General features: G+C 71.8%; 20 protein-coding genes and 1 pseudogene. 5 read left to right on the top strand and 16 right to left on the bottom strand.

What is annotated here, in order from left to right; genetic code table 11:
* The first annotated feature begins 117 nt into the window (after positions 1-117).
* Positions 118-3,183, top strand: a complete 3,066-nt coding sequence (locus ABZ930_RS04135; RefSeq protein ID WP_361541085.1) for a hypothetical protein — start codon at positions 118-120, stop codon at positions 3,181-3,183.
* Here ABZ930_RS04135 and ABZ930_RS04130 read toward each other — a convergent pair.
* From ABZ930_RS04130 to ABZ930_RS04100, 7 genes are all read right to left on the bottom strand, one after another.
* On the bottom strand, positions 3,156-3,950 hold the full coding sequence (locus tag ABZ930_RS04130; protein ID WP_361541082.1) for an ABC transporter ATP-binding protein: 795 nt from the start codon (positions 3,948-3,950) through the stop codon (positions 3,156-3,158). The two genes, ABZ930_RS04135 and ABZ930_RS04130, sit on opposite strands and share 28 nt — an antisense overlap.
* Positions 3,934-4,725, bottom strand: a complete 792-nt coding sequence (locus tag ABZ930_RS04125; RefSeq protein ID WP_361541079.1) for an ABC transporter permease subunit — start codon at positions 4,723-4,725, stop codon at positions 3,934-3,936. Before ABZ930_RS04125 ends, ABZ930_RS04130 begins: the two co-directional genes overlap by 17 nt.
* Positions 4,722-5,513: an ABC transporter permease gene (locus tag ABZ930_RS04120; RefSeq protein WP_361541076.1), complete on the bottom strand. Its 792-nt coding sequence runs from the start codon at positions 5,511-5,513 to the stop codon at positions 4,722-4,724. Before ABZ930_RS04120 ends, ABZ930_RS04125 begins: the two co-directional genes overlap by 4 nt.
* On the bottom strand, positions 5,510-6,487 hold the full coding sequence (locus ABZ930_RS04115; RefSeq protein ID WP_361541073.1) for an ABC transporter substrate-binding protein: 978 nt from the start codon (positions 6,485-6,487) through the stop codon (positions 5,510-5,512). The genes ABZ930_RS04120 and ABZ930_RS04115 overlap by 4 nt, the downstream gene beginning before the upstream one ends.
* 157 nt (positions 6,488-6,644) lie before the next feature.
* Positions 6,645-8,090: a glyceraldehyde-3-phosphate dehydrogenase gene (locus ABZ930_RS04110; RefSeq protein WP_361541070.1), complete on the bottom strand. Its 1,446-nt coding sequence runs from the start codon at positions 8,088-8,090 to the stop codon at positions 6,645-6,647.
* A gap of 27 nt (positions 8,091-8,117) precedes the next feature.
* Complete coding sequence (locus ABZ930_RS04105; protein ID WP_361541067.1) at positions 8,118-9,287, bottom strand: GDSL-type esterase/lipase family protein; 1,170 nt, start codon at positions 9,285-9,287, stop codon at positions 8,118-8,120.
* Entirely contained in the window at positions 9,284-9,859 is a 576-nt protein-coding gene (locus ABZ930_RS04100) for a WHG domain-containing protein (protein ID WP_361541064.1), read from the bottom strand. The genes ABZ930_RS04105 and ABZ930_RS04100 overlap by 4 nt, the downstream gene beginning before the upstream one ends.
* An 85-nt stretch (positions 9,860-9,944) precedes the next feature.
* On the opposite strand from ABZ930_RS04100, the gene ABZ930_RS04095 reads away from it, so the two are divergent.
* Complete coding sequence (locus tag ABZ930_RS04095; RefSeq protein WP_361541061.1) at positions 9,945-10,439, top strand: FBP domain-containing protein; 495 nt, start codon at positions 9,945-9,947, stop codon at positions 10,437-10,439.
* Here the strand turns inward: ABZ930_RS04095 and ABZ930_RS04090 are convergent, their stop codons facing one another.
* Positions 10,440-12,137, bottom strand: a complete 1,698-nt coding sequence (locus ABZ930_RS04090) for a hypothetical protein (RefSeq protein ID WP_361541058.1) — start codon at positions 12,135-12,137, stop codon at positions 10,440-10,442.
* Between the two features lie 448 nt (positions 12,138-12,585).
* Between ABZ930_RS04090 and ABZ930_RS04085 the strand changes: the two genes are divergently transcribed.
* Positions 12,586-13,893, top strand: a complete 1,308-nt coding sequence (locus ABZ930_RS04085) for an amino acid permease (RefSeq protein ID WP_361541676.1) — start codon at positions 12,586-12,588, stop codon at positions 13,891-13,893.
* A 263-nt stretch (positions 13,894-14,156) separates the two neighbouring features.
* On the top strand, positions 14,157-15,437 hold the full coding sequence (locus ABZ930_RS04080; protein ID WP_361541055.1) for a YeeE/YedE family protein: 1,281 nt from the start codon (positions 14,157-14,159) through the stop codon (positions 15,435-15,437).
* Positions 15,438-15,468: 31 nt separating this feature from the next.
* Here ABZ930_RS04080 and ABZ930_RS04075 read toward each other — a convergent pair whose 3' ends face one another.
* Positions 15,469-16,062, bottom strand: coding sequence for a hypothetical protein (locus ABZ930_RS04075; protein ID WP_361541052.1), 594 nt, complete (start codon positions 16,060-16,062; stop codon positions 15,469-15,471).
* Positions 16,063-16,262: 200 nt separating this feature from the next.
* Between ABZ930_RS04075 and ABZ930_RS04070 the strand changes: the two genes are divergently transcribed.
* A complete protein-coding gene (locus ABZ930_RS04070) occupies positions 16,263-18,188 on the top strand; it encodes an NAD-binding protein (protein WP_361541049.1) in 1,926 nt (641 codons plus the stop codon).
* Between the two features lie 7 nt (positions 18,189-18,195).
* On the opposite strand, the gene ABZ930_RS04065 is transcribed toward ABZ930_RS04070, so the two are convergent.
* From ABZ930_RS04065 to ABZ930_RS04035, 7 genes and pseudogenes are all read right to left on the bottom strand, one after another.
* Positions 18,196-18,924 carry an aspartate/glutamate racemase family protein gene (locus tag ABZ930_RS04065; protein ID WP_361541046.1) on the bottom strand — a complete coding sequence of 243 codons (729 nt, stop codon included), beginning with the start codon at positions 18,922-18,924 and terminating at the stop codon, positions 18,196-18,198.
* A gap of 34 nt (positions 18,925-18,958) precedes the next feature.
* Positions 18,959-20,401: an NCS1 family nucleobase:cation symporter-1 gene (locus ABZ930_RS04060; protein WP_361541043.1), complete on the bottom strand. Its 1,443-nt coding sequence runs from the start codon at positions 20,399-20,401 to the stop codon at positions 18,959-18,961.
* A gap of 227 nt (positions 20,402-20,628) precedes the next feature.
* Positions 20,629-21,207 (bottom strand): isochorismatase family protein, encoded by a 579-nt coding sequence (locus ABZ930_RS04055; protein WP_361541040.1) that lies wholly within the window; start codon positions 21,205-21,207, stop codon positions 20,629-20,631.
* Positions 21,208-21,262: 55 nt separating this feature from the next.
* Positions 21,263-22,651: an MFS transporter gene (locus ABZ930_RS04050; protein WP_361541037.1), complete on the bottom strand. Its 1,389-nt coding sequence runs from the start codon at positions 22,649-22,651 to the stop codon at positions 21,263-21,265.
* A complete protein-coding gene (locus tag ABZ930_RS04045) occupies positions 22,648-23,106 on the bottom strand; it encodes a MarR family transcriptional regulator (RefSeq protein ID WP_361541034.1) in 459 nt (152 codons plus the stop codon). The genes ABZ930_RS04050 and ABZ930_RS04045 overlap by 4 nt, the downstream gene beginning before the upstream one ends.
* Before the next feature lie 77 nt (positions 23,107-23,183).
* Complete coding sequence (locus ABZ930_RS04040) at positions 23,184-23,996, bottom strand: MerR family transcriptional regulator (protein WP_361541031.1); 813 nt, start codon at positions 23,994-23,996, stop codon at positions 23,184-23,186.
* A 63-nt stretch (positions 23,997-24,059) separates the two neighbouring features.
* Positions 24,060-24,304, bottom strand: a pseudogene (locus tag ABZ930_RS04035) (alpha-glucosidase); the annotation flags it as partial.

Below are 24,304 nucleotides of genomic sequence, written 5' to 3'. Positions count from 1 at the left end.
CAGGTGAGGTACGTACTGCATCTTCCTGAGCATTGGCGCACGTGTGGTGCCTCCTCTCCCTAGAGTTGCGGGGAGAGTGCCGGCGGCCGGGCCGGGCTGGACCACGGGGGTGGTGTGGTGGCGTCACGTGGTGTGCTGTCGTTCGCGGACGCGCTGGCGCTGCTGGGGGTGGATTCGGCGGCGATGACCAGGCTGGACAGGGCAGTTGGCGGTGCGCTGAATCTGGCGACCGGCGGGGCGAGCGGCACGCTGTTGGGGATGGTGTCGGGGCGCGGCCGGATCATCGGGGCGGGGCGCGACGCGGTGCGCGGGGTGGCGGACCGGCTGGGGCGGGCCGGACGGCGGGCCGAGCGGACCGAGGTGCTGCGGGCGGCGCACACGGTGATCGTGGTGGTGGCGTGGTTCGAGGCGCTGGACGAGGCGCGGCTGCCGTTCTCGCTCGACGACGTGGAGCTGACTCGGGGAGAGCAGTTGCGGATGGTGGGGGCGGACGGGGTCGCGGGGGACGATCTGGTGCGTGAACTGCTCTCCGCCGACGTACTGTTCCCCGCCCCGCACCATCCGCCGGAGTTCCTGACCGTCGACCTGCGGTCGTTCTACACGACGCTGGGCGACCGCTTCCGGCACTTCCTCACAGGACTGCGGGTCTGGGAACGGCTGCGGGAACAGGGCCAGTTCGAGACCATGACGGCCTTGGACACCGCACTCGTCGACGACGCCGCGGGCAAGTACACCGACCTCTATGCTCAACTCGCCCTCGCTGCGCCTGAGTTCAATTTCTGGATCACTCAGAACGAGCACCGGGCGACCCGTGCGGAGGTCCGCCGGGCCCTCGACGGCGTACGGACCCTGCTGGCCGACTCCGCCGCGGGTCTCACCCCGCCCGGCGATGTCGCCGCCGCGCTGGCCCGGGCGCACACCGCCACTCTCGGGCGGCCGGTGCTCGACGCCACCACGGCGCCCGAGGGCATCCGCGTCCCCTCGCTGCGGGAGATGTATCTCGACCCCGACTTCCGGGTGGCGCAGCCGCAGGGGCAGTCGGGGCCGGCCGACGAGTCCTGGTGGCAGCGGTTCGAGGTGCGCCAGGACCTGACGCGGTATCTCGCGGGCGCGCTCACCAATCCGGCTCTCGCCCACGCCCCGCTCCTCGTCCTCGGCCAGCCCGGCGCGGGCAAGTCCGTGCTGACCCGGGTGCTCGCCGCGCGGCTGCCGGAGGCCGGGTTCCTGCCGGTCCGGGTCCCGCTGCGGGACATACGCGCCGAGGACGAACTCCAGGACCAGATCGAGCTGGCCGTGCGGGCCACGACGGGTGAGCGCACGACCTGGCCCGAGCTGGTCAGGTCCGCGGGCGGCTCGACGCCGGTGCTGCTCCTCGACGGCTTCGACGAGCTCCTCCAGACCACGGGCGTCCACCACAACGACTTCCTGATCCGTGTCGCCCGCTTCCAGCAGCGCGAGGCCGAGCAGGGCCGTCCCGTGCTGGCCCTGGTGACCAGCCGGACCAGCGTCGCCGACCGCGCCCGCTATCCGGAGGGGCTGGTGGCGCTGCGTCTGGAGCCGTTCCGGCCCGCGCAGATCCAGCACTGGCTGAGCCTCTGGAACGAGGCCAACGCACAGATCCTCACCCCGCTCACCTGGGACGCGGTCGCCCAGCACGTCGAACTCGTCTCGCAGCCACTGCTGTTGACGATGCTGGCGCTCTACGACGCCACGGACGGCGGCCTGAACCGGGACGGGGCGCCGCTCGCCGTCACCGAACTGTACGAGGAGCTGCTGTCCTCGTTCGCGCGCCGCGAGGTGAGCAAGTCCACCCGGGACGCGGTGCCGGACGCGGAGACCGAGGACCGCGTCGAGCGGGAGCTGCAGCGTCTGTCGCTCGTCGCCTTCGCCCTGCTCAACCGCCACCGGCAGTGGGTGTCGGCCGCCGAGCTGGACGAGGACCTCACCGCGCTGTTCGGCAAGCACGCCGTGGCGGCCAGCGGTTTCCGCGCTCCGCTCGGAGCCGCCGAGATCGCGCTCGGCCGGTTCTTCTTCGTGCAGCGGTCCCAGTCGGTCCGCAGCGGCCAGATCCTGTCGACCTACGAGTTCCTGCACGCGACGTTCGGCGAGTATCTGGCGGTCCGGCTCGCGGTTCGGCTGCTCAGGGATCTGCTGGCGCAGCGGCCCGGCCTGTCGCTGGGCGAGGGCCGCATCGACGACGATCTGGCGTACGCGCTGCTCTCCTACACCCCGCTGGCGTCCCGGCAGATGCTGCGGTTCCTGCGGGAGCTGGCGGGACGGATCCCGCAGGCCGAACGCGACCGGCTCGCACAGCAGTTGATCAGGGTGCTGCGGGGTCATCATCGGACCCGTACGTCGGAGGCGTACGCGGCCTACCGGCCGGACGATCTGCGGACGGCGGCCCGGCACGGCCTGTACGAGTCGAATCTCGTCCTGATGGTCCTGGTGCTGCGCGGCCGGACGACCGCCGCCGAGCTGTTCCCCGACGTGCAGGCGGCCGTGCACCTGTGGGGGCGGCACTGTCTGCTGTGGCGCTCCGCGATGGACGAGGCGCAGTGGACGGACTTCGCCCTGAGCTTCACGACGCGGCGCTACTGGGGCGAGGACGGGACGCGGGCGCTGGAGATCGCCTTGAGGGACGACCGGGGCCCGGTGTATCCCCTCCCTCTCGACGCGAACTGGATGTTCGGGTTCTCCGAAGGGGCCGGCGGGCAGACGTGGCAGCGCGCCTACTGGGACGAGATCTGGCACAAGGTGTCCGTGGGCGGCACCACCACCGATTCGATCGTCCGGCACACGATGGACCCGGTGTTCGCCAATCTGGGAGTGGCGGTCACGACGTTCACTCCTCGCTCCGGAGAGTCCGCGACATCCGTCGCGCACAGTCTGCTCCGCCTGCTCCTCGACGACGTCACGGCGATGTCCGACGCGGAGCTGAACAACCTCTACACGCGTGTGCACGCCGGTCTGGCATTCCTGTCAGCGGGCACTCCGCAGTTCGCGAGAATCCTGGACGTGCTCCTCACGGCGCGCGAGCGGGACCACGCCCGTATCCGGCTCGAGACGAACGACCTGTTCGACACCTTGATACGGGGCCTCGAGAGCTCGGTCGTGGCGAACCCGATGGACTCTCTGCGCCGCGTGCTCCAGCGCCACTACCCCGGACGCTTCGACACCCCCTGACCGTCCCCCCGGATCAACCCCAGCACCCGACTCCGCAACCCCGTGAACCGCGCATCCGCGCGCGTCCCCAACTGGTCCCTGTCCATCGGGAGTTCCACGACGACCTCTTCCCTCACGACCGTCGGCGACGCACTCAGCACCAGGACCCGCTCCCCCAGATACACGGCCTCGTCGATGTCGTGCGTCACGAAGAGCACCGTCATCCCCCGCTCCCGCCACAGCCGCCGCACCAGATCCTCCAGATCGGCCCGGGTCTGCGCGTCCACGGCGGCGAACGGCTCGTCCATCAGCAGGACTTCGGGCTCGTAGGCCAGCGCCCGGGCGATCGCGACCCGCTGCTGCATGCCGCCCGAGAGCTCCCACGGGTAGGCGCGGCCGGCGTCCGCGAGGCCCACCGCCGCCAGTGCGTCGGCGACGCGGGCGCGGCGCTCGGATGCCGTCATCCTGCGCTGTCGCAGCGGGAGTTCGACGTTCTCCGTCACCCGCTTCCAGGGGAACAGACTGCGTCCGTACTCCTGGAAGACGACGGCGAGGCCGGGCCGCGGGCCCGTCACGGGTACGCCGTCCAGCGCCACGGTGCCGCCCGTGGGCCGCAGCAGTCCCGCCACGCACTTCAGGAGCGTCGTCTTTCCGCAGCCCGACGGGCCGACGACACAGACCAGTTCCCCCGGCCCGACCCGGAACGTCAGGTCGCGCAGCGCCTCCACCTGTCTGCCGGAACTCTCGTAGACCTTGCGCAGGCCCTTGACCTCAAGCACCGCCGCCACCCGCCTTCCGTCGTGCGCCGCGCGAACCGTGGTACCAGCCGAGGACCCGCCGTTCGACGAGCCGGAACAGGACCGACAGGAGCACCCCCAGCAGGCCGAGGACGAGGATGCCCGTCCACATCTCCGGTACGGCGAAGGAGCGCTGGAACTCCACGACCGCGAATCCGAGGCCGCTGCTGGACGCGTACATCTCGCTGATGACCATGAGGATGACGCCGATGGACAGGGCCTGGCGCAGGCCCGCGAAGATCTGCGGGCTCGCCGCGGGCAGGACCAGGTGCCGCAGCCGGGCCGCGCCCGTGACGCCGTAGGAGCGGGCGGTCTCGGAGGCGACCTGGTCCACGGAGCGCACCCCCGCCGCCGTGTTCAGGAGCACCGGCCACACGCAGCCGGACGCGATCACGGCGATCTTCATCGTGTCGCCGATGCCCGCGAAGAGCATGATGACGGGGACCAGGACCGGCGGTGGTACCGCGCGCAGGAACTCCAGGGCCGGTTCGCACAGGGCGCGGGCCCGCCGGGAGGTGCCGAGGGCGACGCCCACCGCGACGCCGACGACCCCGGCCGCCGCGTAGCCGGCCGCCAGCCGGGCCACGCTCGGAGCCACGTCGTCGCGCAGCCGGTCCGGGGTCCAGGTGTCGTCGAAGCGGCCGAGGATCGTGCGCAGCGGCGGGGCGTAGAAGCTGGTGCTGTGGTCCGAGGCCAGCCACCAGACGGCGACCAGGACGCACGGCAGTGCGAGGGCGAAGGCGGTGGCGCGCAGGGCCCGCTTCATACGGGGACCTCCGCGCGGACCGACTGGTGCCAGGACAGGACGCGGCGTTCGACGGCCCGCGCGAGGAGGTTGACGGCCACGCCGAGACCGCCCGCGACGAGGATCAGGGCGTACATGTCGGGGACGGCCTGGGAGGTCTGGGCGATGTTGATCTCGTGGCCGAGGCCGGGTGCGCCGATGACGAGTTCGACGGTGACGGCGAGGATGAGGGCGACCGCGGCCGCGAGGCGTACGCCCGTCATGACGTACGGGAGCGCCGTCGGCCAGACCACGTGCCGGATCCGGGCCCAGGGGCCGAGGCCGAAGGCGCGGGCGGTGTCCTCGGCGACCGGGTCGACGTCCTGGACTCCGTACAGGACCTGCACGAGGACCTGCCAGAAGGCCGCGTAGACGACCAGGAGGAGGACCGAGCGCAGTTCCGTGCCGTAGAGGAGGACGGCGAGCGGGATGAGGGCGACGGACGGGATGGGGCGCAGGAACTCGACGGTGGACGTGGTGAGTTCACGCAGGTAGGGGACGGTGGCGATGAGGAGGCCCGCCAGTACGCCGCCGGCCGTGGCGAGGGCGAGGCCGAGGGCCCAGCCGGTGAGGGTGTCGCCGAGCGCCGACCAGAAGGCGGCGTCGCCCAGTTCGCCGCCGAGGGCGTGCAGTGTCGTCGTGAACGGGGGGAGGTAGGCGGACTCCACCAGGCCGAGGCGCGGCACCGCCTCCCACAGTGCCGCGCAGAGCAGCAGCCCGGCGGTGCCGGGGGCGACCGCTCGCAGTGCGGTCTTCGTCCGGGCTCTCATGGGAGGAGCGCGTCCAGGTCCGGGTTCTTCTTGAACAGGCCGTCCTTCTGGCCGAGTTGGGCGAGTGTGTCGAGGGAGGCGCGGTCGGGGGCGGCGGGCCAGTCGGGCAGGACGATCTTGTCGAGGGTCGTCTGCGGGATCTTCGTGTACGTGGTGAGGATCTCGCGGACGTCGTCGGGGTGGCTGCTCGCGTACTTCAGCGACTCGGCGGTGGCCGCCTGGAACTTCTTCACGATGTCCGGGTGCTCTTGCGCGTACCGGGTGGACGCGAAGTACATGGCCACGGTGAGTTTCGGTGCCGTGTCGACGTAGTTGGAGGCGATGACCGTGCCGCCCTGGGCCTTGACCGTGGCGAGGGCGGGCTCCACGACCTGGGCCGCGTCGACCTGCCCCTTGGCGAGCGCGGCGGGCATCTGGTCGAAGGCCAGCTCGACGAAGTTCACCGTGGAGGGGTCACCGCCGTCCTTGCGGACCGCTTCCCGCACGGTGGTGTCGTTGATGTTCTTGAGGGTGTTGACGGCGACCTTCTTGCCCGCCAGGTCCTTCGCCGACTTGAGGGCGCTGCCCTTCTTGACGACGACGGCCCCGAAGTCGGCTCCGTCCTTGCCGGTGGAGCCGACCCCGTTCGCGACCACTTCGATGGGGACGCCCGTCGACCGGGCGATCATCAGCGATGTCGAGTTCGAGAACCCGAACTGGAACTGGCCGCTGACGACTCCGGGCACGATGGCCGCGCCGCCCTGGGCCGTGGTCATCGACAGTTCGAGGCCCTGCTTCTTGAAGAAGCCCTCCCGCCGGCCGAGGTAGAGCGGCGCCACGTCCACGATGGGGATGACGCCGACCTCGACCTTGGTGAGTCCCCCGCCGCCGGACGCGGAGGAGCCCGAGCCGCCGGAGTCCGAGCCGCAGGCCGCCGTGGCGGCGAGCAGGACCACGGCGGCCAGTGCGGTGAACGTGCGGTGCGTACAGCGCATGAGTACCCCCGGGTGCTCAGCCGTCCCACTGATGCCTGATGTTCAGCGGAACGTAGAGCCCGCACCCTAAAGGGTCAATCCCCTTGCCGGGCAAGGTAGTTGAGGATTCTCACAGCGCAATCACAGTGTGCGCGACGCGTCGCCTCGCACCGGTCCGTCAGGCGACGGGGGCCGGGAACGTCGGGTACTCGACACCGGACACGTGCTGCACGACGCGGATCACCTGGCACGAGTAGCCGAACTCGTTGTCGTACCAGAGGTAGAGGATCGCGTTGTCGCCGTCGACCTTGGTGGCGCCGGCGTCGACGATCGACGCGTGGCGCGAGCCGATGAAGTCGCTGGAGACCGCGTCGGGCGAGTCGGTGAAGTCGATCTGCCGCTTGAGCGGCGAGGTCAGGGAGACGTCGCGCAGGTACTCGAGGACGTCCTCGCGGGTCGTCTCGCGGCCCAGGCGCAGGCTGAGGATGGCGATCGAGACGTCCGGGACGGGGACGCGGATGGAGCTGCCGGTGATGGGGGCCTTCAGGTCGGGCAGCGCCTTGGCGACGGCGGAGGCGGCGCCGGTCTCGGTGATGACCATGTTGAGCGGCGCGGAGCGGCCGCGGCGGTCGGCCTTGTGGTAGTTGTCCAGCAGGTTCTGGTCGTTGGTGAAGGAGTGGACCGTCTCGACGTGGCCGCGCAGCACCCCGTACTCGTCGGCCATCGCCTTCAGCGGCGGCACGATCGCGTTGGTCGTGCAGGACGCGCAGGACAGGATCTGCTCGTCCGGCTTGATCGTGTCGTGGTTGACGCCGTGCACGATGTTCGGGACGTCGCCCTTGCCGGGGGCGGTGAGGACGACCTTGTCGATGCCGGGGCGCAGGTGCGTGGACAGGCCCTCGCGGTCGCGCCACTTGCCGGTGTTGTCGATGAGGATCGCGTTGTTGATGCCGTACGCGGTGTAGTCGATCTCGGAGGGGTCGTTCGCGTAGATCACCTTGATCGCGTTGCCGTTGGCGACGATGGTGCTGTTCGCCTCGTCGACGGTGATCGTGCCCTGGAACGGGCCGTGGATGGAGTCGCGGCGCAGCAGCGAGGCCCGCTTGACCAGGTCGGACTCGCCGCCGCCGCGGACGACGACGGCGCGCAGCCGCAGGCCGTTGCCCGAGCCGGCCTTCTCGATGAGCAGGCGGGCGACGAGGCGGCCGATGCGGCCGAAGCCGTAGAGGACGACGTCGCGGCCCGCGCCCGGCTCGATGGAGCCGGTGCCGATGGCACCGGCGACGGCCTGGGCGGTGAACTCCTCGACGCTCAGGCCCCGCTCGTCGCTCTTGTAGGTGGCGGCGAGCATGCCGAGGTCGATCTGGGAGGGCCCCAGATCGAGGGCGGCCAGGGCCCGCAGGAACGGCATCGTCTCGGTGACCGAGAGCTCTGCGCCGGCTATCTGCCGGGCGAATCGGTGGGTCTTGAGAATGCTCACCACCGACTTGTTCACCAAGGAGCGGCTGTGCAGCAGGACGTTCACGTCCCGCTCGCGGTGCAGCTTCCCGATGATCGGGATCATCGCCTCCGCGGTTTCCTCGCGGTGCTTCCAATTGGTGAACGAGTCGTCGTTGACAGTCACGATCATCTCTTTCGAGCTAGATGGCGCTCATATGCTAACCCGCCCGCTCAGAGGGTTGAGCCCCAGGTCGGCGAAGCGCTCGCCGATGCGCCGGTGGGCGGCCGCGTCGGGGTGGATGTCGTCCGGAAGCGGCAGTTCCGCGTGGTCGGCCTCGCCGTAGAGGTCGAGACCGTCCACGTAGTGAAGGTTCGGGTCGTCGGCCGCGCGCTGCTTCACGATCCGCGCCAGCTCGTCGCGGATGGTGCGCAGGGTGAGCTTGCCCAGGGCGACCTCGGCGGGGTCACCCATCGCCTTGAACGTGAACCGGCCGTCGGCGCCGCCGAAGTCGGGGGCGCTGGGCCCCGGGGTGTCCTCGTGGGCCGGGCAGAGGATCGGGGAGACGACGAGCAGCGGGGCCGTCGGGTGCCCCTCGCGGATCGTGTCGAGGAAGCCGTGCACGGCGGGGGCGAAGACGCGCATGCGCATCGCGTCGGCGTTGACGATGTTGATGCCGATCTTGACGCTGATCAGGTCGGCCGGGGTGTCGCGCAGGGCGCGCGCGGTGAACGGGTCGAGCAGCGCGCCGCCGCCGAAGCCGAGGTTGATCAGCTCGACGCCGGCCCGGGACGCGGCGAGCGCGGGCCAGGTGCGGGTGGGGCTCGCGGCGTCGGAGCCGTGGCTGATGGAGCTGCCGTGGTGCAGCCAGACGGGACGGTCCGGCACGGGTGCGGGCTCGACGGGGGCGTCGGCGCGCAGGGCGACGAGTTCGGTCGTCTCGTTGTGCGGCAGCCAGATCTCGACGTCCTTCGGGGTGGCGGGGAGGTCGGTGAAGCGGAGCGTGCCGGGCGTCCCGGGCGTGTGCTCGAAGGTGCCGTCGGTCATGTCGATGGTGAGCGTGTGGCCGCCGCGCACACTGTCCTGCCCGGTGAGCCGGCCGTCGACGACGAGGTCGTACAGGCCCTCGGGGCGCGGCGGGGCGCCCACGTAGACGCGCTTGGTCGGCAGCGTGTCCAGTTCGAGGGTCGTGGCGCGGGTGCGGAAGGCCAGCCGGACGCCGGCGGGCTGGGCCTCGGCCATGGCGAGCTGCCCGTCGGTGTTCTGGGCGCGCGCCCGCGCGGGGAGCCGGTGCGGCAGGAGGCCGAGCGGGGTGCGCTCGACGTCGAGGGCGCCGCGCAGCAGCTCGGCGGTGAGCGGGACGGCGGTCAAGGGGGCAGTCATTTCTTCTCCTCGGGCCAGTTGCGCAGCAGCGCGTCGAGCGCGTCCAGGGTCCGGGTCCAGCTCACGTCGGAGCCGGGGGCGCTGTGGCTGAAGCCGCCGCTCATCTCCAGGCTCACGTACCCGTGGAAGACGCTGCCGAGCAGGCGCACCGCGTGCGTCTGGTCGGCTTCCGTCAGGTCGTAGCCGCGCAGCAGGGCGCGGGTCATCTGCGAGTGCCGCACTCCGGCGCTGGCGAGGGCGGTCTCGGGGTCGAGGCGGAACTGTGAGGCGGTGTAGCGGCCGGGGTGCTCGCGGGCGTAGTCCCGGTACACGTTCGCCAGCGCGGTCAGGGCGTCCTTGCCCGACCGGCCCGCGAGGGCGTCGGCCGCCCGGTCGGCCATCTCCTGGAGCGCGATCAGCGCGATCCGGGTCTTGAGGTCGTGGGAGTTCTTCACGTGCGAGTAGAGGCTCGCCACCTTGACGTCGAAGCGCCGGGCGAGCGCCGACACGGTCACCTGCTCGAAGCCGACCTCGTCGGCCAGCTCGGCCCCGGCCCGCGCCAGCCGTTCCGCGTTGAGCCCCGCACGCACCATGGCCATCCTTCCGAAACCGTTCCCACCTTCGACCATGAACATTATGCATTTGCCTAAAACCTTTAGGCAACTTAGCCTCAGGTTTATGAAGCCATTGACCGAGACAGAGATCCGCGGCGCCTTCGTGAACTGCAGCAAGGGCGAGGCGAAGCGCCTGTCCGTGCCGCGCGATCTGGCGGAGCGGCCGTGGGAGGACCTCGACTTCCTCGGCTGGCTCGACCCGCAGGCGCCGGACCGCGCCTATCTGGTGGCGGAGATCGACGGGCGCCCGCGGGGCATCACCCTGCGGGGCGCGCAGTCGGCCATGTCCTGGCAGACGCGGCGCAGCATGTGCTCGCTGTGCGTCACCACGCACACCGGCGGGGTCGCGCTGCTGGTCGCGCCGAAGGCGGGCAAGGCCGGGAAGCAGGGCGACTCGGTGGGCGCCTACATCTGCAGCGATCTGGCCTGTTCCCTGTACGTGCGCGGCCTGAAGGACGCGGGCGCGGGCTCCCGTATGCACGAGACGCTGACGGTGGAGGAGAAGATCGAGCGGACCGTGGCGAACGCCGCGGCGTTCATCGCGAAGGTCACCGCCTGATCAGCCCTCCCCCGGCCCCGAACAGCAGTCGGCCACCGCGGTCGTGCGGCAGAAGCACGACGCGGCCACGGGTACGTCGGCCAATGCGGCCGCGAGGGTCAACTGCTGCGCGACGATGCGCGCTTCGCCCTCCCGGCCGAGCCGCACCAGGCACTCGTGGAAGCCGTGCAGCGCCCAGACGTTGCCGGGGTGCTGCCGGGCGCGCGGCACACGGTCGTCGAGTCCCAGGTCGGCGCGGTAGACGGCCTCGGCCTCCGCGACCCGGTCCTGTTCGAGCAGGAGCGCTCCGAGCGCGTGCCGGGCCGGCTGCATCCAGCCCCAGGGTTCGTCGTAGGGCAGCGTGTCGTCCAGCTCCACCGAGCGGCGCAGGGCCGCGAACGCCTCCTCGACATCCCCTCTGCGGTAGGCGAGTTCGCCGTCGAGCATCTGCTCGGCGATCGCCAGGATGTCGGCGCAGGTGTTGTTGAACAGCATGCGGGTGTCGGGGACCTGGGCGAGTGCGGCGCGGAAGAGGTCCCGCTCGGTCGCGGCCCGGTCGACGTGGCCGGTGGCCGCGAGGGAGACGCCGCGCGCGTAGTGCAGCATGGCGGTGGTCACGCAGTACAGCTTCGGGTCGCCGGGCAGCGGCAGTTCGAGCAGTTCGGTCCAGCGCCCGAAGCGGACGAGGGCGTGCACCCGCATCGCGACGAACCCTTCGAGCCAGTCCGCCATGGGCGGGCTCTGTACGCGCAACAGCTCCTCGGGGACGGCCTCTTCGAGCTGCCGCACCGTGTCCATGGCGTCCTGCACGCGGCCGAGGAACATCGCGCCGTAGAGCTTGAAGTGGAGATTGTGGCACCGGTAGAGGGTGTAGAAGTTCAGCTCCCCCGCCCTGGCCCGGTACTTCTCGTCGGCCGCGATCGCCGCCGTGTTGTCGGTGAGCACCCGGCGGTAGTCGCCGCAGAGCACTTCCAGGTGCGAGGGCATGTGTTCCAGATGTCCCGCGTCGGGCACGAGTCCGCGCAGCCGGTCACCGGCCGGCAGGGCCAGTTCGGGGGTCGGGGACATCTCCATCAGGTGGATGTACGCGTGCAGCAGCCCCGGGTGGTACGCGCCGACGGCGCCGGTCATGGCCCGCTCGAGGACCTCGCGCGCCTCGACGGTGCGGGCGCCGGGCGCGGGCTGCCCGGAGCGGATGTCCCACAGCTGCCAGGGCGTGAGGTTCATGAGCGCGTCGGCGTACAGGGCGGCCACGTCGAGGTCGTCGGGGGCGAGCCGGTGCACGGCGCGCATGCGGTCGGCGTACGCCGCGTTCCAGACGGCGCACTCCTCGGCGGAGGCGGCGACGGCCTGCGGATAGCGGGCCCGCAGCGCGTCGATCAGCTCCCGCTCGACCGGGCCGACGTCGGTGTTCCCCGCCTTGGCGAGGGCGCGCTGCACGGCGGCGTGCGTCCGCTCGACGGTCTCGGCCAGCTCCTGGGCGTCGAAGAACTCCCAGGGCTTGTTGTAGTTGGGGCCGAGGGCGTAGGCCACGCCCCACTCCGCCATGGCGCACTCGGGGTCGGCCGCCGCGGCCGCCTCGAAGTAGCGGACGGCCTCCTCGTGGTTGAAGGCGTACGTCCAGTTCAGGCCGCGGTCGAACCAGGTCTGCGCCGCGGTGGACGTCGTGGTCACGGGACGGGTGTGGTGGCCGAGGTCGAAGTAGTCCTGGGGGTCCATGTGCGGCGCTCCTCGTCACGGTCGGGGCCTGTCGCCCATGGCTCTGTCCTACCGGGACCGCGGGGGCGGAGGCCAGCCCGCCGCACGGCCTCGCGGACGGTGAGACCGACCGGCGCATGAGCCCGGCGCGCGCGGGTAGCAGGCACCACTGAGATCGTCCCGGCACAGCCGGTGACCAGGGTGTCCGCATATCGAACATGGCATTTTGATCATCGGACGGTGCCCGCATACTGGGCCGACCTCGTCTCACATGACGGACCAGCAGACCAGCCACGGGCCGCCCCACGGACCGCGTCAGCGGACCATCCGGCCCGGTAAGCGCAGAACGGGTACGACCTTGACCAGCTCCCCCACCTCCGTCGCCGACCGGCGCCCGGACGCTTCGCAGGCTCCCGAACAGGAGGCGGAGACCGGGCTCTCGCACGGGCTCAAGCAGCGCCACCTCTCGATGATCGCCCTCGGCGGGGTGATCGGCGCCGGACTCTTCGTCGGCTCCGGCGCGGGCATCGCCGCCGCGGGACCGGCCGTCGTGCTGCTGTTCGCCGCCGCCGGCGCGGTCGTCATGCTGATCATGCGGATGCTCGGCGAGATGTCGGCGGCCCGCCCGGCCACCGGCTCCTTCTCGGTGCACGCGGAGAAGGAGCTGGGCGCCTGGGCCGGGGCCACCTCCGGGTGGACGTACTGGACGATGCTCTGCTGCGGCGTCGCGGCGGAGGCCACGGCGGCCGGGCAGATCATGCACGGCTGGGTGCCGTTCCTGCCCGCGTACGGCTGGGTCGCCGTCTTCATGGCGTTCTTCTGCGCGAGCAACCTGCTCGCCGTGCGGAACTTCGGCGAGTTCGAGTTCGTCTTCTCCGCGCTCAAGGTCACCGCGATCTGCGCCTTCCTGGTACTCGGCGTGCTCGGCATCTGCGGTGTCTTCGGCGACGCCCCCGGCACCTCGAACCTCACCGGCGACGGCGGCTTCTTCCCCACCGGCACCGCCGGGCTGATCGCCGGTCTGCTGACGGCCGTCTTCGCGTACGGCGGTCTGGAGACCGTCACCATCGCCGCCGCGGAGTCCGACAAGCCGCGCGAGAACGTGGCCCGTGCCGTGCGCACCGCCGTCTGGCGCATCGCCCTCTTCTACGTCGGCTCCATGGCCCTGGTCGTCGTCCTGGTCCCCTGGGACAAGCCGTCCGTCGCCACCGACGGCCCGTACGTCACCGTCCTGGACCAGCTCGGGATCCCGGCGGCGGGCACGATCATGCAGGTCGTCATCCTGGTCGCCCTGCTGTCCGCGATGAACGCCAACATCTACGGCTCGTCGCGCATGGCGTACTCGCTGGTGAGCCGGGGCCTCGGCCCGCGCTTCATCGGCAAGGTGACCCGCGGTGTCCCGATGGCCGCGGTCCTCGCCTCCTGCGCCTTCGGCTTCTTCGCGGTGTTCGCCGGCATCTGGTGGCCGGACACCGTCTTCACCTGGCTGATGAACACCACCGGCGTCGCCGTCCTCGTCGGCTGGGTCTTCATCTGCCTCACCCAGCTGCGGATGCGCCGCCGCCTGGAGCGCGAGTCGCCCGAGCTGCTGACCGTTCCCATGTGGGGCTTCCCGTACCTGACCTGGGTCGCCCTGCTCGCGATCGTCGGCGTGTTCGTCGCGATGGCCACCACCGCGAGCGGCCGCGACCAGTTGTACGTCTCCGCGATCCTGGTCGGCGCGCTGGCCCTCGGCGGCTACCTCAAGCAGCGCAAGGACCGGCGCGCGGCCGCCTGACCCACTCCGTGCACAGCGTCAGGGGCGTCCCACCGGCCGGGCCGCCCCTGACCGTCATGTGAGACGGGATTCTCACTTTCCGCTCCGGTCCTTAGAGTGGCGCACATGTTCGGACCCGCCCGTCAGCTGGCTCTCGCGCTCTTCGCGGCAACGCCGTGGAGCGTCGACGACGCGCTCTGTCGCCGCTGACGCCCCCGCCGCGCGCCGGGCGCGCGGCCCTCTTCCGGTCCGACCTCTCCTCCCGCACTCCCCGGAGTCTCCCCTTGACCACCGCCCCCGCGGCCGGGGCGCCGCCCCGCGCCGGCCTGCTCTCCCCCGCTCCCACCTCCGCTCCGGCGCCGGACGCCGAGGCCGCCCCGCCGGTGCGGCGGGTGCCGCTCGCCGTGGCCGGTGTCGTCGGCGCCGCGCTCGTCGCGTACGTCTTCGCCCGGCACGGCGCCAAGCCGGGCGTCCTGCTGCTGCTCGGCACCGGGCTCGGCTTCGCCCTGTTCCACTCCCGGTTCGGGTTCACCTCCGCCTGGCGGCAGCTGGTGGCCGTCGGCAACGGCGCGGGACTGCGCGCCCACACCCTCCTCCTCGGCACCACCGCGACCCTCTTCGCCCTGATCATCGGCACCGGCAGCGGACTGTTCGGCTCGGTGCCCGCGCCCAGCGCGGGCCCGATCGGCGTCGGTCTGCTGATCGGCGCGTTCCTCTTCGCGGTCGGCATGCAGCTGGGCGGCGCCTGCGCCTCCGGCACGCTGTTCGCCGTCGGCTCGGGACAGAGCACGATCGTGCTCACGCTCTTCGGCTTCATCACCGGATCGACCCTGGCCGCCTGGCAGTTCGGGCTCTGGAGCGATCTTCCGGCGTTCGACCCGTACGTGCTGTCCGACCACGTCGGCTGGCTCGGCTCCTGGGCCGTGACGATCGTGGCGCTGGCCGTGGTCTGGTTCGTCGCGCGTGCCGTGCAGGCCCGCCGCAATCCCCCGCCGATGGGCACTCCGCCGTCGGCGCGCGGTGCGCTCGCCCGTACGGTGCGGGGCTCCTGGCCGCTGGCCGTCGGCGCCGTCGTGCTCGCCGTGCTCGGCGCCGGAGTGCTCCTCGTCTCGGGCGGCGCCTGGGGCATCACCAGCGCGTTCGCGCTGTGGGGTTCCAAGCTGGCCGGTGTGTTCGGCGCCGCCCCGGAGACCTGGGCGTTCTGGCAGCAGCCCGGCAGCTCGGCGCAGTTGGCCGGGCCGGTGCTCGCCGACAAGAACAGCCTCACCGACATCGGCATCATGGTCGGCGCCGCCGTCGCCGCGGCGGCCGGCGGGGTGTGGAAGCTGCACCGCGGCATCCCCGCCCGTACGGCGCTCGCGGCGGTCGTCGGCGGTGTCCTCATGGGCATCGGCGCGCGCCTGGCGGGCGGCTGCAACATCGGCGCCTACCTGGCCGGCATCGCGTCCGGCTCCCTGCACGGCTGGCTCTGGGGCGCCATCGCCCTCGGCGGCACCTGGGCCGGCCTGCGCCTGCGCCCCCTCTTCGGTCTCGGCAACCCCAGGCCGACCGACAGCGTCTGCTGACGCGGGGAAGCCCCCGTACGGGTCCGCGGGTTCAGTACCCGGGGACGACGAGATCGGCGCGCTCGCGCGGGCGGGTGGTGGCCGCGTAGTGCTCCTCGGCCGCCCGCCAGCGGGCCTCCCAGTCGAGGGGCCCGTGGTCGTGGCCGCGCTCGCGCAGCCGCCGCATGGACTCCTCGGGCGGGGTGTCGACGTACACCAGGAGGTCGTAGAAACCGGCGAGTTCGGGGCGTGCCGTGTAGACGCCCTCGACCACGACGATGCCCGTTCGGTCAACGGTGTGCGTCTCGCCGGGCGCGAGCGCGCCGCTCTCCCAGTCGTAGCGTCCGTACCGGGCGGCCTGGCCCGAGGCGAGCGGCAGCAGTACCTCGTCGCGCAGCCGCTGCCAGTCGAAGTAGCGGTCGCAGCCCTCCGCCGGGGTGAGCGCGGCACGTTCCGCCTGGTCCATCGGCCGGTAGAAGTCGTCTCCGTGGACGACGGCGGCGTCGCACCGCTCGGCGAGGGCGGCGGCGAGGGTGGACTTGCCCGAGCCCCCCATGCCGTCGAGGGCGACCAGCGCGAACCCCCAGCGGGTGCGGCCGGGCAGTGCGGCGGCGACCTGGTCGGCGGCTCTCGGGATCATCGTCATGGGAGATCATCGTGACCGATCGGGCGTGCTCAGGGAAGAGTTCGGGCAGCGCGTCCTCCTCGGAAACGTAGCCGCCCCGTCCGTCCAGCGGGTTGACTGATCCCATGAACACGGTGCCCCACCAGCCCCCCTCTCCCCCACCCTCCGCACAGAACGCACAGTCACCGCAGGATCCTCCGGCCCCGCAGTCCCGGGGGCACATGATCGTGTGCGGTGACGACGCACTGGCCGAGCGGCTCGCCGCCGAATTGCGCGCGTTGTACGGGGAGCAGGTCACCGTGGTCGTCCCGGGCGCTCCGGGCGACGGCGTCGGGCGGGTCGCGCCGGCGGCCCGGGCCCGCGCCTCCGCACTGCTCGCGCGGATGCAGTCGGTGCTCGGCCGGGCGCCCGAGCAGAGCGGTCCCGCGGGGCCGCCGCGCGTCCAGCAGGCGGCCGTGCTCGACGAACAGGCCTTCGCGGACGCCGGGGTGACGGAGGCCCGGGCGCTGGCGCTCGTGCACGACGACGACGAGATCAACATCCGGGCCGCACTGGTCGCCCGCCGGCTCAACCCGCACCTGCGCCTGGTGATCCGGCTCTACAACCGCAGCCTGGGCCGCCATCTCGCCGATCTGCTCGACCAGGCGGCGACGCTGTCCACGCCCGGCGTCGCGCCCACGGCGGTGGACAACTCGACCACGGTGCTGTCCGACGCCGACACGGCCGCACCGGCGCTGGCGGCCACCGCCGTCGCGGGAACCAGCAAGATCGTCCAGGCCGACGGGCTGCTGCTGCGCGCCGTCGAACGCAATCCGCCGGGCCGGGGCCAGGTGTCCGATCCGGGGCTCGCCACCCTCGCCCTGCTGTCGGCGACCACCAACGACCCTGCGGGTTCGGAGGGTTCGGACGCCGACGACGGCCGGGACGGTCCGCTGCTGCTGCCCGACGACGCCACGGTGGCGGCGGCGACCGGGCGCGGCACCGTGGTCCTGGAGACGATCGCGCCCGCCGAACGCACCACGAACGGCTGGTCGTCGGCGACCCGCGGGATGCCGTTCGGCTCGTTCTTCTCCCGGCGGCTGCGCTGGTCGCTGTTCGGCCTGACGGCCAGTGTGCTCGGCCTGGCGATCGCCACCTGGGCCACCGGTGACATGCATCCGCTGCACGCCGGCTATCTCACCCTGCTCGACCTGTTCGCGATCGACGACCCGGCCATCGGCGAGCCGACGGCCCGCAAGGTGCTGCAACTCCTCACCGGGCTCGCCGGGTTGCTGCTGCTGCCGGTGCTGCTGGCCGCCGTGCTGGAGGCGCTCGGCACGTTCCGTACCTCCGCCGCGCTGCGCCGTCCGCCGCGCGGTCTGTCCGGGCACATCGTGCTGCTCGGCCTGGGCAAGATCGGCACCCGGGTGCTGTCCCGGCTCGGTGAACTCGACATCCCCGTGGTGTGCGTGGAGGCGGACCCGGAGGCGCGCGGGGTTCCGCTGGCCCGCAGCATGCGGGTGCCCACGGTCATCGGCGACGCGGCGTCGGACGGGGTCCTGGAGGCCGCGAAGATCCATCGCGCGCACGCGCTGCTGGCCCTGACCAGTGTGGACACCACCAATCTGGAGGCGGCGCTGTCCGCCCGCGCGCTCAAGCCCGATCTGCGGGTGGTGCTGCGCCTGTACGACGACGCGTTCGCCGCCGCCGTCTACCGCACGCTGCGCGCCGCGCACCCGCGCGCCCTGACCCGCAGCCGCAGCGTGTCCACCCTGGCGGCGCCCGCCTTCGCGACCGCGATGATGGGTCGGCAGATCCTGGGTGCCATCCCGGTCGAGCGCAGTGTGCTGCTCTTCGCTGCCCTGGAGGTGGCGGGGCATCCGCAGTTGGCGGGGCGGACCATCGCCGAATCGTTCCGCCCTGGGCACTGGCGGGTCGTCGCGCTGGATGCCACGGAGCCGGCGGAGCGCCGCCCCGATCTGTCCGCGGGCCCCGAGGACGACGAGAGCGCGCCCCGCCCCACGGGCCTGGTGTGGAACCTGCACCCCGGCCATGTGCTGCACCCGCAGGACCGGGTCGTCCTCGCCGCGACCCGGCAGGGCCTGGCCGAGCTCCTCGGGCGCGGCCCCGCGCCGCGCCGGGCGGCGGACCGGACGGATCAGGTGTGACCAAACGTCATGAACTCACGCGCGGCGGCCAGTTGCGGATCTGCTTGGGGCGCGGCGGCGCGTAGGTGCGCACCTTCGACGTGGTGAGGCCGAGGCGGACCAGGGACTCGGCGATGGTGACGGCCGCGGCCACCCCGTCGACGACGGGGACGCCCGTGCGGGCGACGACCTGTTCCGTCAGCCCCGCCATGCCACCGCAGCCCAGGCAGATGACCTCGGCGCGGTCCGACTCGACCGCGGCGACGGCCTGTTCGACGATCGCGGCGACGGCGGCGTCCGGGTCCGCCTCCAGGGCGAGCACGGGCAGCCCGCTGGCGCGCACCGAGGCGAGCCGGTCGGTGAGGCCGGCCAGCTTGAGCCGGTCCTCGATGAGCGGGACGGCCCGGTCGAGGGTGGTGACGACGGAGTACTTGTGGCCGAGGAACTGGGCGGTGCTGGCGGCGGCCTCGGTGATGTCGACGACGGGCACGTCGAGGAGTTCCTGGAGGCCCTCGCGGCCGTGCTCGCCGTATCCGGCCTGGATGACGGCGTCGTAGGGCTCCCGGTAGGCGCGCACCTTCTCCATGACGGCGACGGCGGCGAGGTAGCTCTCGTAGTTCCCCTCGCAGGACTCGGCGCCGAAGTCCGGGGTGAGCGGCACTATTTCGGTGCCCGGCGCGGCGACGGCCTCGGCCTGCCGGGCGATGCTCTCCGTCATCGTTGCGGTGGTGTTGACGTTCACTACGAGGATGCGCATGCGGGTTCTCCAGAAGGTCGCCGGGAAACGGCGGTCACTCGGCGTCGACGGCGATCGGTTCGCCGTCGACGTGGTCGTAGGTCTGCGTGCGGTCGCTCAGGAGCCAGTAGAGCCCGGCGGCGAGCAGCGCGCCGATGAACCAGGAGAAGCCCGAGATGCCGGAGAAGTAGGGGACGAGGGCGACGATCACCGCGCACCCGGCGGCCGGGACGAAGGCGCCGATGGCCTTCGGGTTGACGCCGCGCCGGTAGTGGTAGGTGCCGGCCGGGTCCTCGGTGTAGAGGTGCGGGACGTTGATCTGGGCCTTGCGCAGCAGCCAGTAGTCGGCCATGACGACGCCGAAGACGGGGCCGAGCAGGGCGCCGAGTCCGCCGAGGAAGTAGGTGACGGCGACCGGGCTGTCGTACAGGTTCCACGGCAGGATGACGAGTCCGACGACGGCGCTGAGGATGCCCGCGCTGCGGAAGTTCAGCCGCCGCGGGAACAGGTTGACCAGCATGTAGACGGGCGCGACGAAGTTGGCGAGGAGGTTCACCGCGACGGTCAGCATCAGCAGGGCGAGGCAGGCCAGGGCAAGCAGGGTCGTGCTGGGGATGGTCCGCACGATGTCGGTGGGGCTGGTGATGACCTCGCCGTCGAGGCGGAACTGGGCGCCGCTGAGCACGGCGGCGATGGCCGCGAAGAACAGCATGTTCACGGGGATGCCGATGAGGTTGCCGCGCACGATGGCCCGCTGGGAGGTCGCGGAGCGGGTGAAGTCGCAGAAGTTGAGGACGAACGTGCCGTAGACGACGACCCACAGCGCGGCGGCCTCGAAGATGTGCAGCCACTGGGCGCCGCCGGTGAAGTGGGTGTCGCCGCTGAGCGCGATCGACCCGTCGGCCTTGACGAACATCCAGACGGCGAGCGCCAGCACCGTGACGAGGACGGTGGGCGCGGCGATGGCCATGTAGCGGCGGATGACCTGCATCCCGAAACTGACGATGAGGACCTGCACCAGCCACAGGAACAGGAAGGAGATCCAGCCGAGCGTGGACAGGCCGAGGAAGGAGTTGGTGTCGTACTGGGCCACGCCGGGCCACAGCGCCTTCAGGAGGGTGCGCAGCACCTGGGAGGCGAGGTAGGTCTGGATGCCGAACCAGGCGATGGCGACGGATCCCCTGACCACGGCGGGCAGTTGGGAGCCGCGCACTCCGAAGGCGATCCGGCTCATGACCGGGAACGGGACACCGGTGCGGTGTCCCATCCGTCCGGAGAGGGTGAGCAGGGCGAACAGCAGCACCGAGGCGATGGCGAACGCGATGAGGATGTCCCACACGCTCATGCCGAGTGCGAAGAGCCCGATGGCGAAGGCGTAGTTGCCGAGGCTGTGCACGTCGTTGCCCCAGAGGGTGAAGACGTTGTACGCGCCCCAGCTGCGGCCCTGGATCTTCGTCGGGGCCAGGTCCTGGTGGTAGAGGCGGGGGCTGATCTCCACGCCTGCCGCCGTCAGGGGCTCCGATGCCGGGGATGGGGGCCTTTGCTGAGCAGTGGCCACTGAGGACCCCTCCCGTTCCGCTATACGAAATGAATCTTCCGTTGCTGCGGAGTGGACGTTACGGGTGGGGTTTTCAGCAGGTCAACAGATTCCGGCCGGTGATCACTTGGTGAATAACGCCATACTGCACGGGTCTTGCGTGTGTGATCGTCCAAGGATTAATGCGCTCAGAGCGCCGCGAGGAGCTTCAGTACGTCGTCGGTCGTCCCGGTCTCGCCGAGCCGCGGGAAGATCCACTCGACGCTGTTGCGGTGCGCCTCGGGGTCGAGGTCGGTCATGGCGTCCGTGGCGAGGGTGACGTGGTAGCCGTGTTCGTGGGCGGCGCGGGCGGTGGAGTCCACGCCGATGCTGGTCGCGACGCCGGTCACGACGACCTGGGTGATGCCGCGGCGGCGCAGGTGCAGGTCGAGGTCGGTGCCGTAGAAGGCGGACCAGTTCCGCTTGGTGACGGTGATGTCCTCGGGGTGCCCGGCGAGCGCGTCGACGATCCGGTCCCAGCCGGCGGGCGGGGTCGCGGTGCGCGGCTCCCGCTCGGTGCGGCCGGGGACCACGTCGCCGCCGTCCGTGGCGAAGGAGACGCGGACGAGGACGACCGGGAGGCCCGCGGCGCGGAAGGCGTCGGCGAGCGTCACGTTGCGCTCCACCACGTCGGACGTGGCGTGCGGGGCGCCGGGGATGCCGACGACTCCGTTCTGGAGGTCCACGACGACGAGCGCGGTGCGGGGGTCGAGGGTGGTGAGGGCCATGCTGAACTCACTTTCCTTGCAAGGGGGTTGTTGCGGTGATGCGGTCGGGACGGCTTCAGGCGTCGCGGCCCACTCGGGCGAGCGAGCGGTCGGCGACACTGGCCACCAGGCACAGCGCGGCCACGCCGATCAGCATCCAGGCCATGCTGTGCAGCCCGGCGCTGGTGGCGCCGTCGCGGAAGAACGCGGCGTTGGCGGCGGAGGCGAGCAGGGCGCCGAGGTAGGTGAAGGTGCGCAGCAGTCCGGACGACGAGCCCATCCGGGCCGGGTCGGCCTGCGCGTAGAGGGCGTTCTGGTTGGCGAGCCCGATGAGTCCCTGCGGGACGCCGAAGAGCAGGCCGACGACGGCCAGGAGCCAGACGGGACTGTCCCCTCCCAGCGGCAGGAGGGCCGCGCAGCCGACGAGTTGGACGACCGCCCCGACGGCGAGCTTGCCGCGGATCTCGCGGCGGCGACCGGTGAGGAGGGTGACGACGACGCCCATGGCGGACATCGGCAGGAGGAGCAGTCCGGCCTGCGAGGCGCTCAGCCCGCGCCCTTCCTGGAGCCACTGCCCGTAGCCGTACAGGAAGGCGTACGACGTGGTGTACGCGAGGAGCTGGCGGCCGTAGGTGGCCAGGAGCGGGGTGTTGCCGCGCAGGACGTGCAGGTCGATGAAGGGCTCGGCGACACCGTGCTCCCGGCGGACGAACCAGGCGCCGGCGGCGAGGCCGAGCGCGGGCAGGTACCAGTGGGCGAGGCCGGGCTCCATCAGGAACAGCATGAACGCGGTGAGCGCGGCGGCGAACAGCAGCATGCCCGGCACGTCCGTGCGCCCGGGTGCCCCCTTCGGCGCGCCCTTGGGCAGTCGGCGGGCCCCCAGGAACAGGCAGATCACGGCGAGCGGCACATTGATGGCGAAGATCAGGTGCCAGCCGCCGAGGCCGATCAGGACACCGCCGAGCGTCGGCCCGACGACGGCGATGACCTGCCCGGAGGCGGTCAGCGCCGCGAGGATGCCGCTGGGGCTCTTCAGTCCGGTGCGCTCGGACTCGGTGCGCAGCAGGGACATGGAAGCCGGGTACGCGGCGGACGTGCCGAAGCCGAGCAGGATCCGGGACAGGACGAGCACCCACAGGCTCGGCGCGAGGACGCCGAGCAGTCCGGCGGCTCCGACGAGGGCGGTGCCGATCAGGTAGAGCGGGCGCGGGCCGAACGCGTCGACGAGGCGGCCGATGACCGGCTGGCCGACGGCCGTGGCCAGGTAGAGGCCCGACACGAGCCAGGCGGTCTGCGACGGCGGAACACCGAAAGCGTGGCCGATCGGGACCAGCGCAACGGCGAGCATCGAGGAGTTGATCGGGTTCAGGATCGTGCCGAGGATCATCGGCGCGACGAGGCGGCGGTCGAAGCCGCCGGGGTCGCCGGTCCTGGCCCGGTGGAGGCGCTCGGCTATGCCGGTCACGCCTGCGCCACTTCGTCGAGCAGCTGCATGGCGGTGATGACCGCGCGCACCTGCTCCTCGGTGCCGTGCTCGTCCAGGGCGCGGGCGAGCCAGACCCGGCGGGCCTCCCGGTCGTCCTGGCGCCGCTCCAGGCCCGGCCCGGTGAGCGTGACGAGCTGACGGCGCCCGTCGCCGGGGTCGGGGTGCCGCTCGACGAGTCCGGCCTCCTCCAGGGCGATCACGGTCTTGGCCATGGACTGCGGCCGCACGCCCTCGACGGTGGCGAGTTCGCTCGCGGAGGCGGGGCCCGTCTTGTCGAGGCGGGCGAGGACGGAGGCCTGTGCCGGAGAGAGGTCGCTCTCCCCGTCCACGCCCCCGAGCAGGGACTGCAGCTTGCGGCGGAGCCGTCCGACCACCACCCACACCTCGGCGGCCGCCTGAACGGCGGCCTCGGAGGGTTCTTGCTTCTCGGTCATGCCTCCACCGTAAATCGACAGCCCAGACTGTGCAACCAAGGCTGCACAGTCTGGGCTGCCAAATGCGTGGGAGCGGGTCAGACCAGCGGCTCCTGGAGTTCGGTCACCCACGCGTCGTGGTCGGCCGGGCACTCCAGGCTGATCTCCCTCGGGTAGCCGGCGGAGCGGTGGCCGTGGGCGTCGATCCAGCGGGCGAGGTTCTGCACGGCGGGCAGCACGGCCTCCATGGCGCCGCGGTGCACGGTCGTCGCCGCTCGGTCCACGGGCGGCAGGTCGACGATGTGCAGGTCGTCGTCCTCGCGGGGCGCGGCGGACACCTCGACGCCCGCGTGCACCAGGATGCCGCCGCCGGGTGCGTCCTCGTAGCGGGCGACGCCGGGGCCGGTCGGCCTGATGCCGGCCGCGTCGAGCCGGCGGAACAGCTCGTCGTACAGGGGCTGGATCACCGCGCTGATGCTGGGCGGCTCGAAGTCGGGTGCCACGGCGGTGAGTTCGGCCACGCGCAGGCGCGGCAGCTTCTTGACGACGACGTCTTCGGTGGGCATGTGTCCCTCGCTCTCGATGGACCGGAGACGCGCCTCCACCTGGGTCAGCCGGGCCGCGGCCGCCGCCATCTCCGCCTCCAGGTCGGCGCGGCGCAGCCGCAGCATGGCGCGCAGTTCCCCGGCGTCGACCTTCTCGTCGAGGATCTCCCCGACCTGCTGAAGGGTGAGGCCGAGGTCCTTGAGCGCGATGATGCGGTTGAGCCGGGCGAGTTGGGCGGCGGCGTAGTGGCGGTAGCCGGTGGCAGGGTCGACCCGGGCCGGGCGCAGCAGTCCCAGTGCGTCGTAGTGGCGCAGCATGCGGACCGACACGCGGCCGTGGCGGGCGAAGTCTCCGATGGTGAACATGATGACTCCCACTTCACGGGCTCACACGGTGTCAGGGTCAAGGCGCGGGTCGACCCGGTGGGATCAGTGTGTCTTCCACCAGACCGTGCAGTCGGCGGGGAGTTCGATCTCGCCGTCCACGACGGTCACCGGGCTGGAGGCCAGCAGCACCGCGCCCGGGGCAGGGATGCGCACCGCGGTGCCGGTGGTGTTCACCGTGCACGCGAACCCGGTGCGCTCGAAGTGCAGCAGCCCGGCCGGAACGTCGTCGCGCCAGGTGACACTGTCCCCCGCACCCAGCCCGGCCCGCTCACGACGCACCGCCAGCG

It is taken from the genome of Streptomyces sp. NPDC046716 (assembly GCF_040645755.1).
In the GTDB taxonomy this organism is placed as follows: Bacteria; Actinomycetota; Actinomycetes; order Streptomycetales; family Streptomycetaceae; genus Streptomyces.
This window is presented reverse-complemented; position numbering and strand designations above follow the sequence as displayed.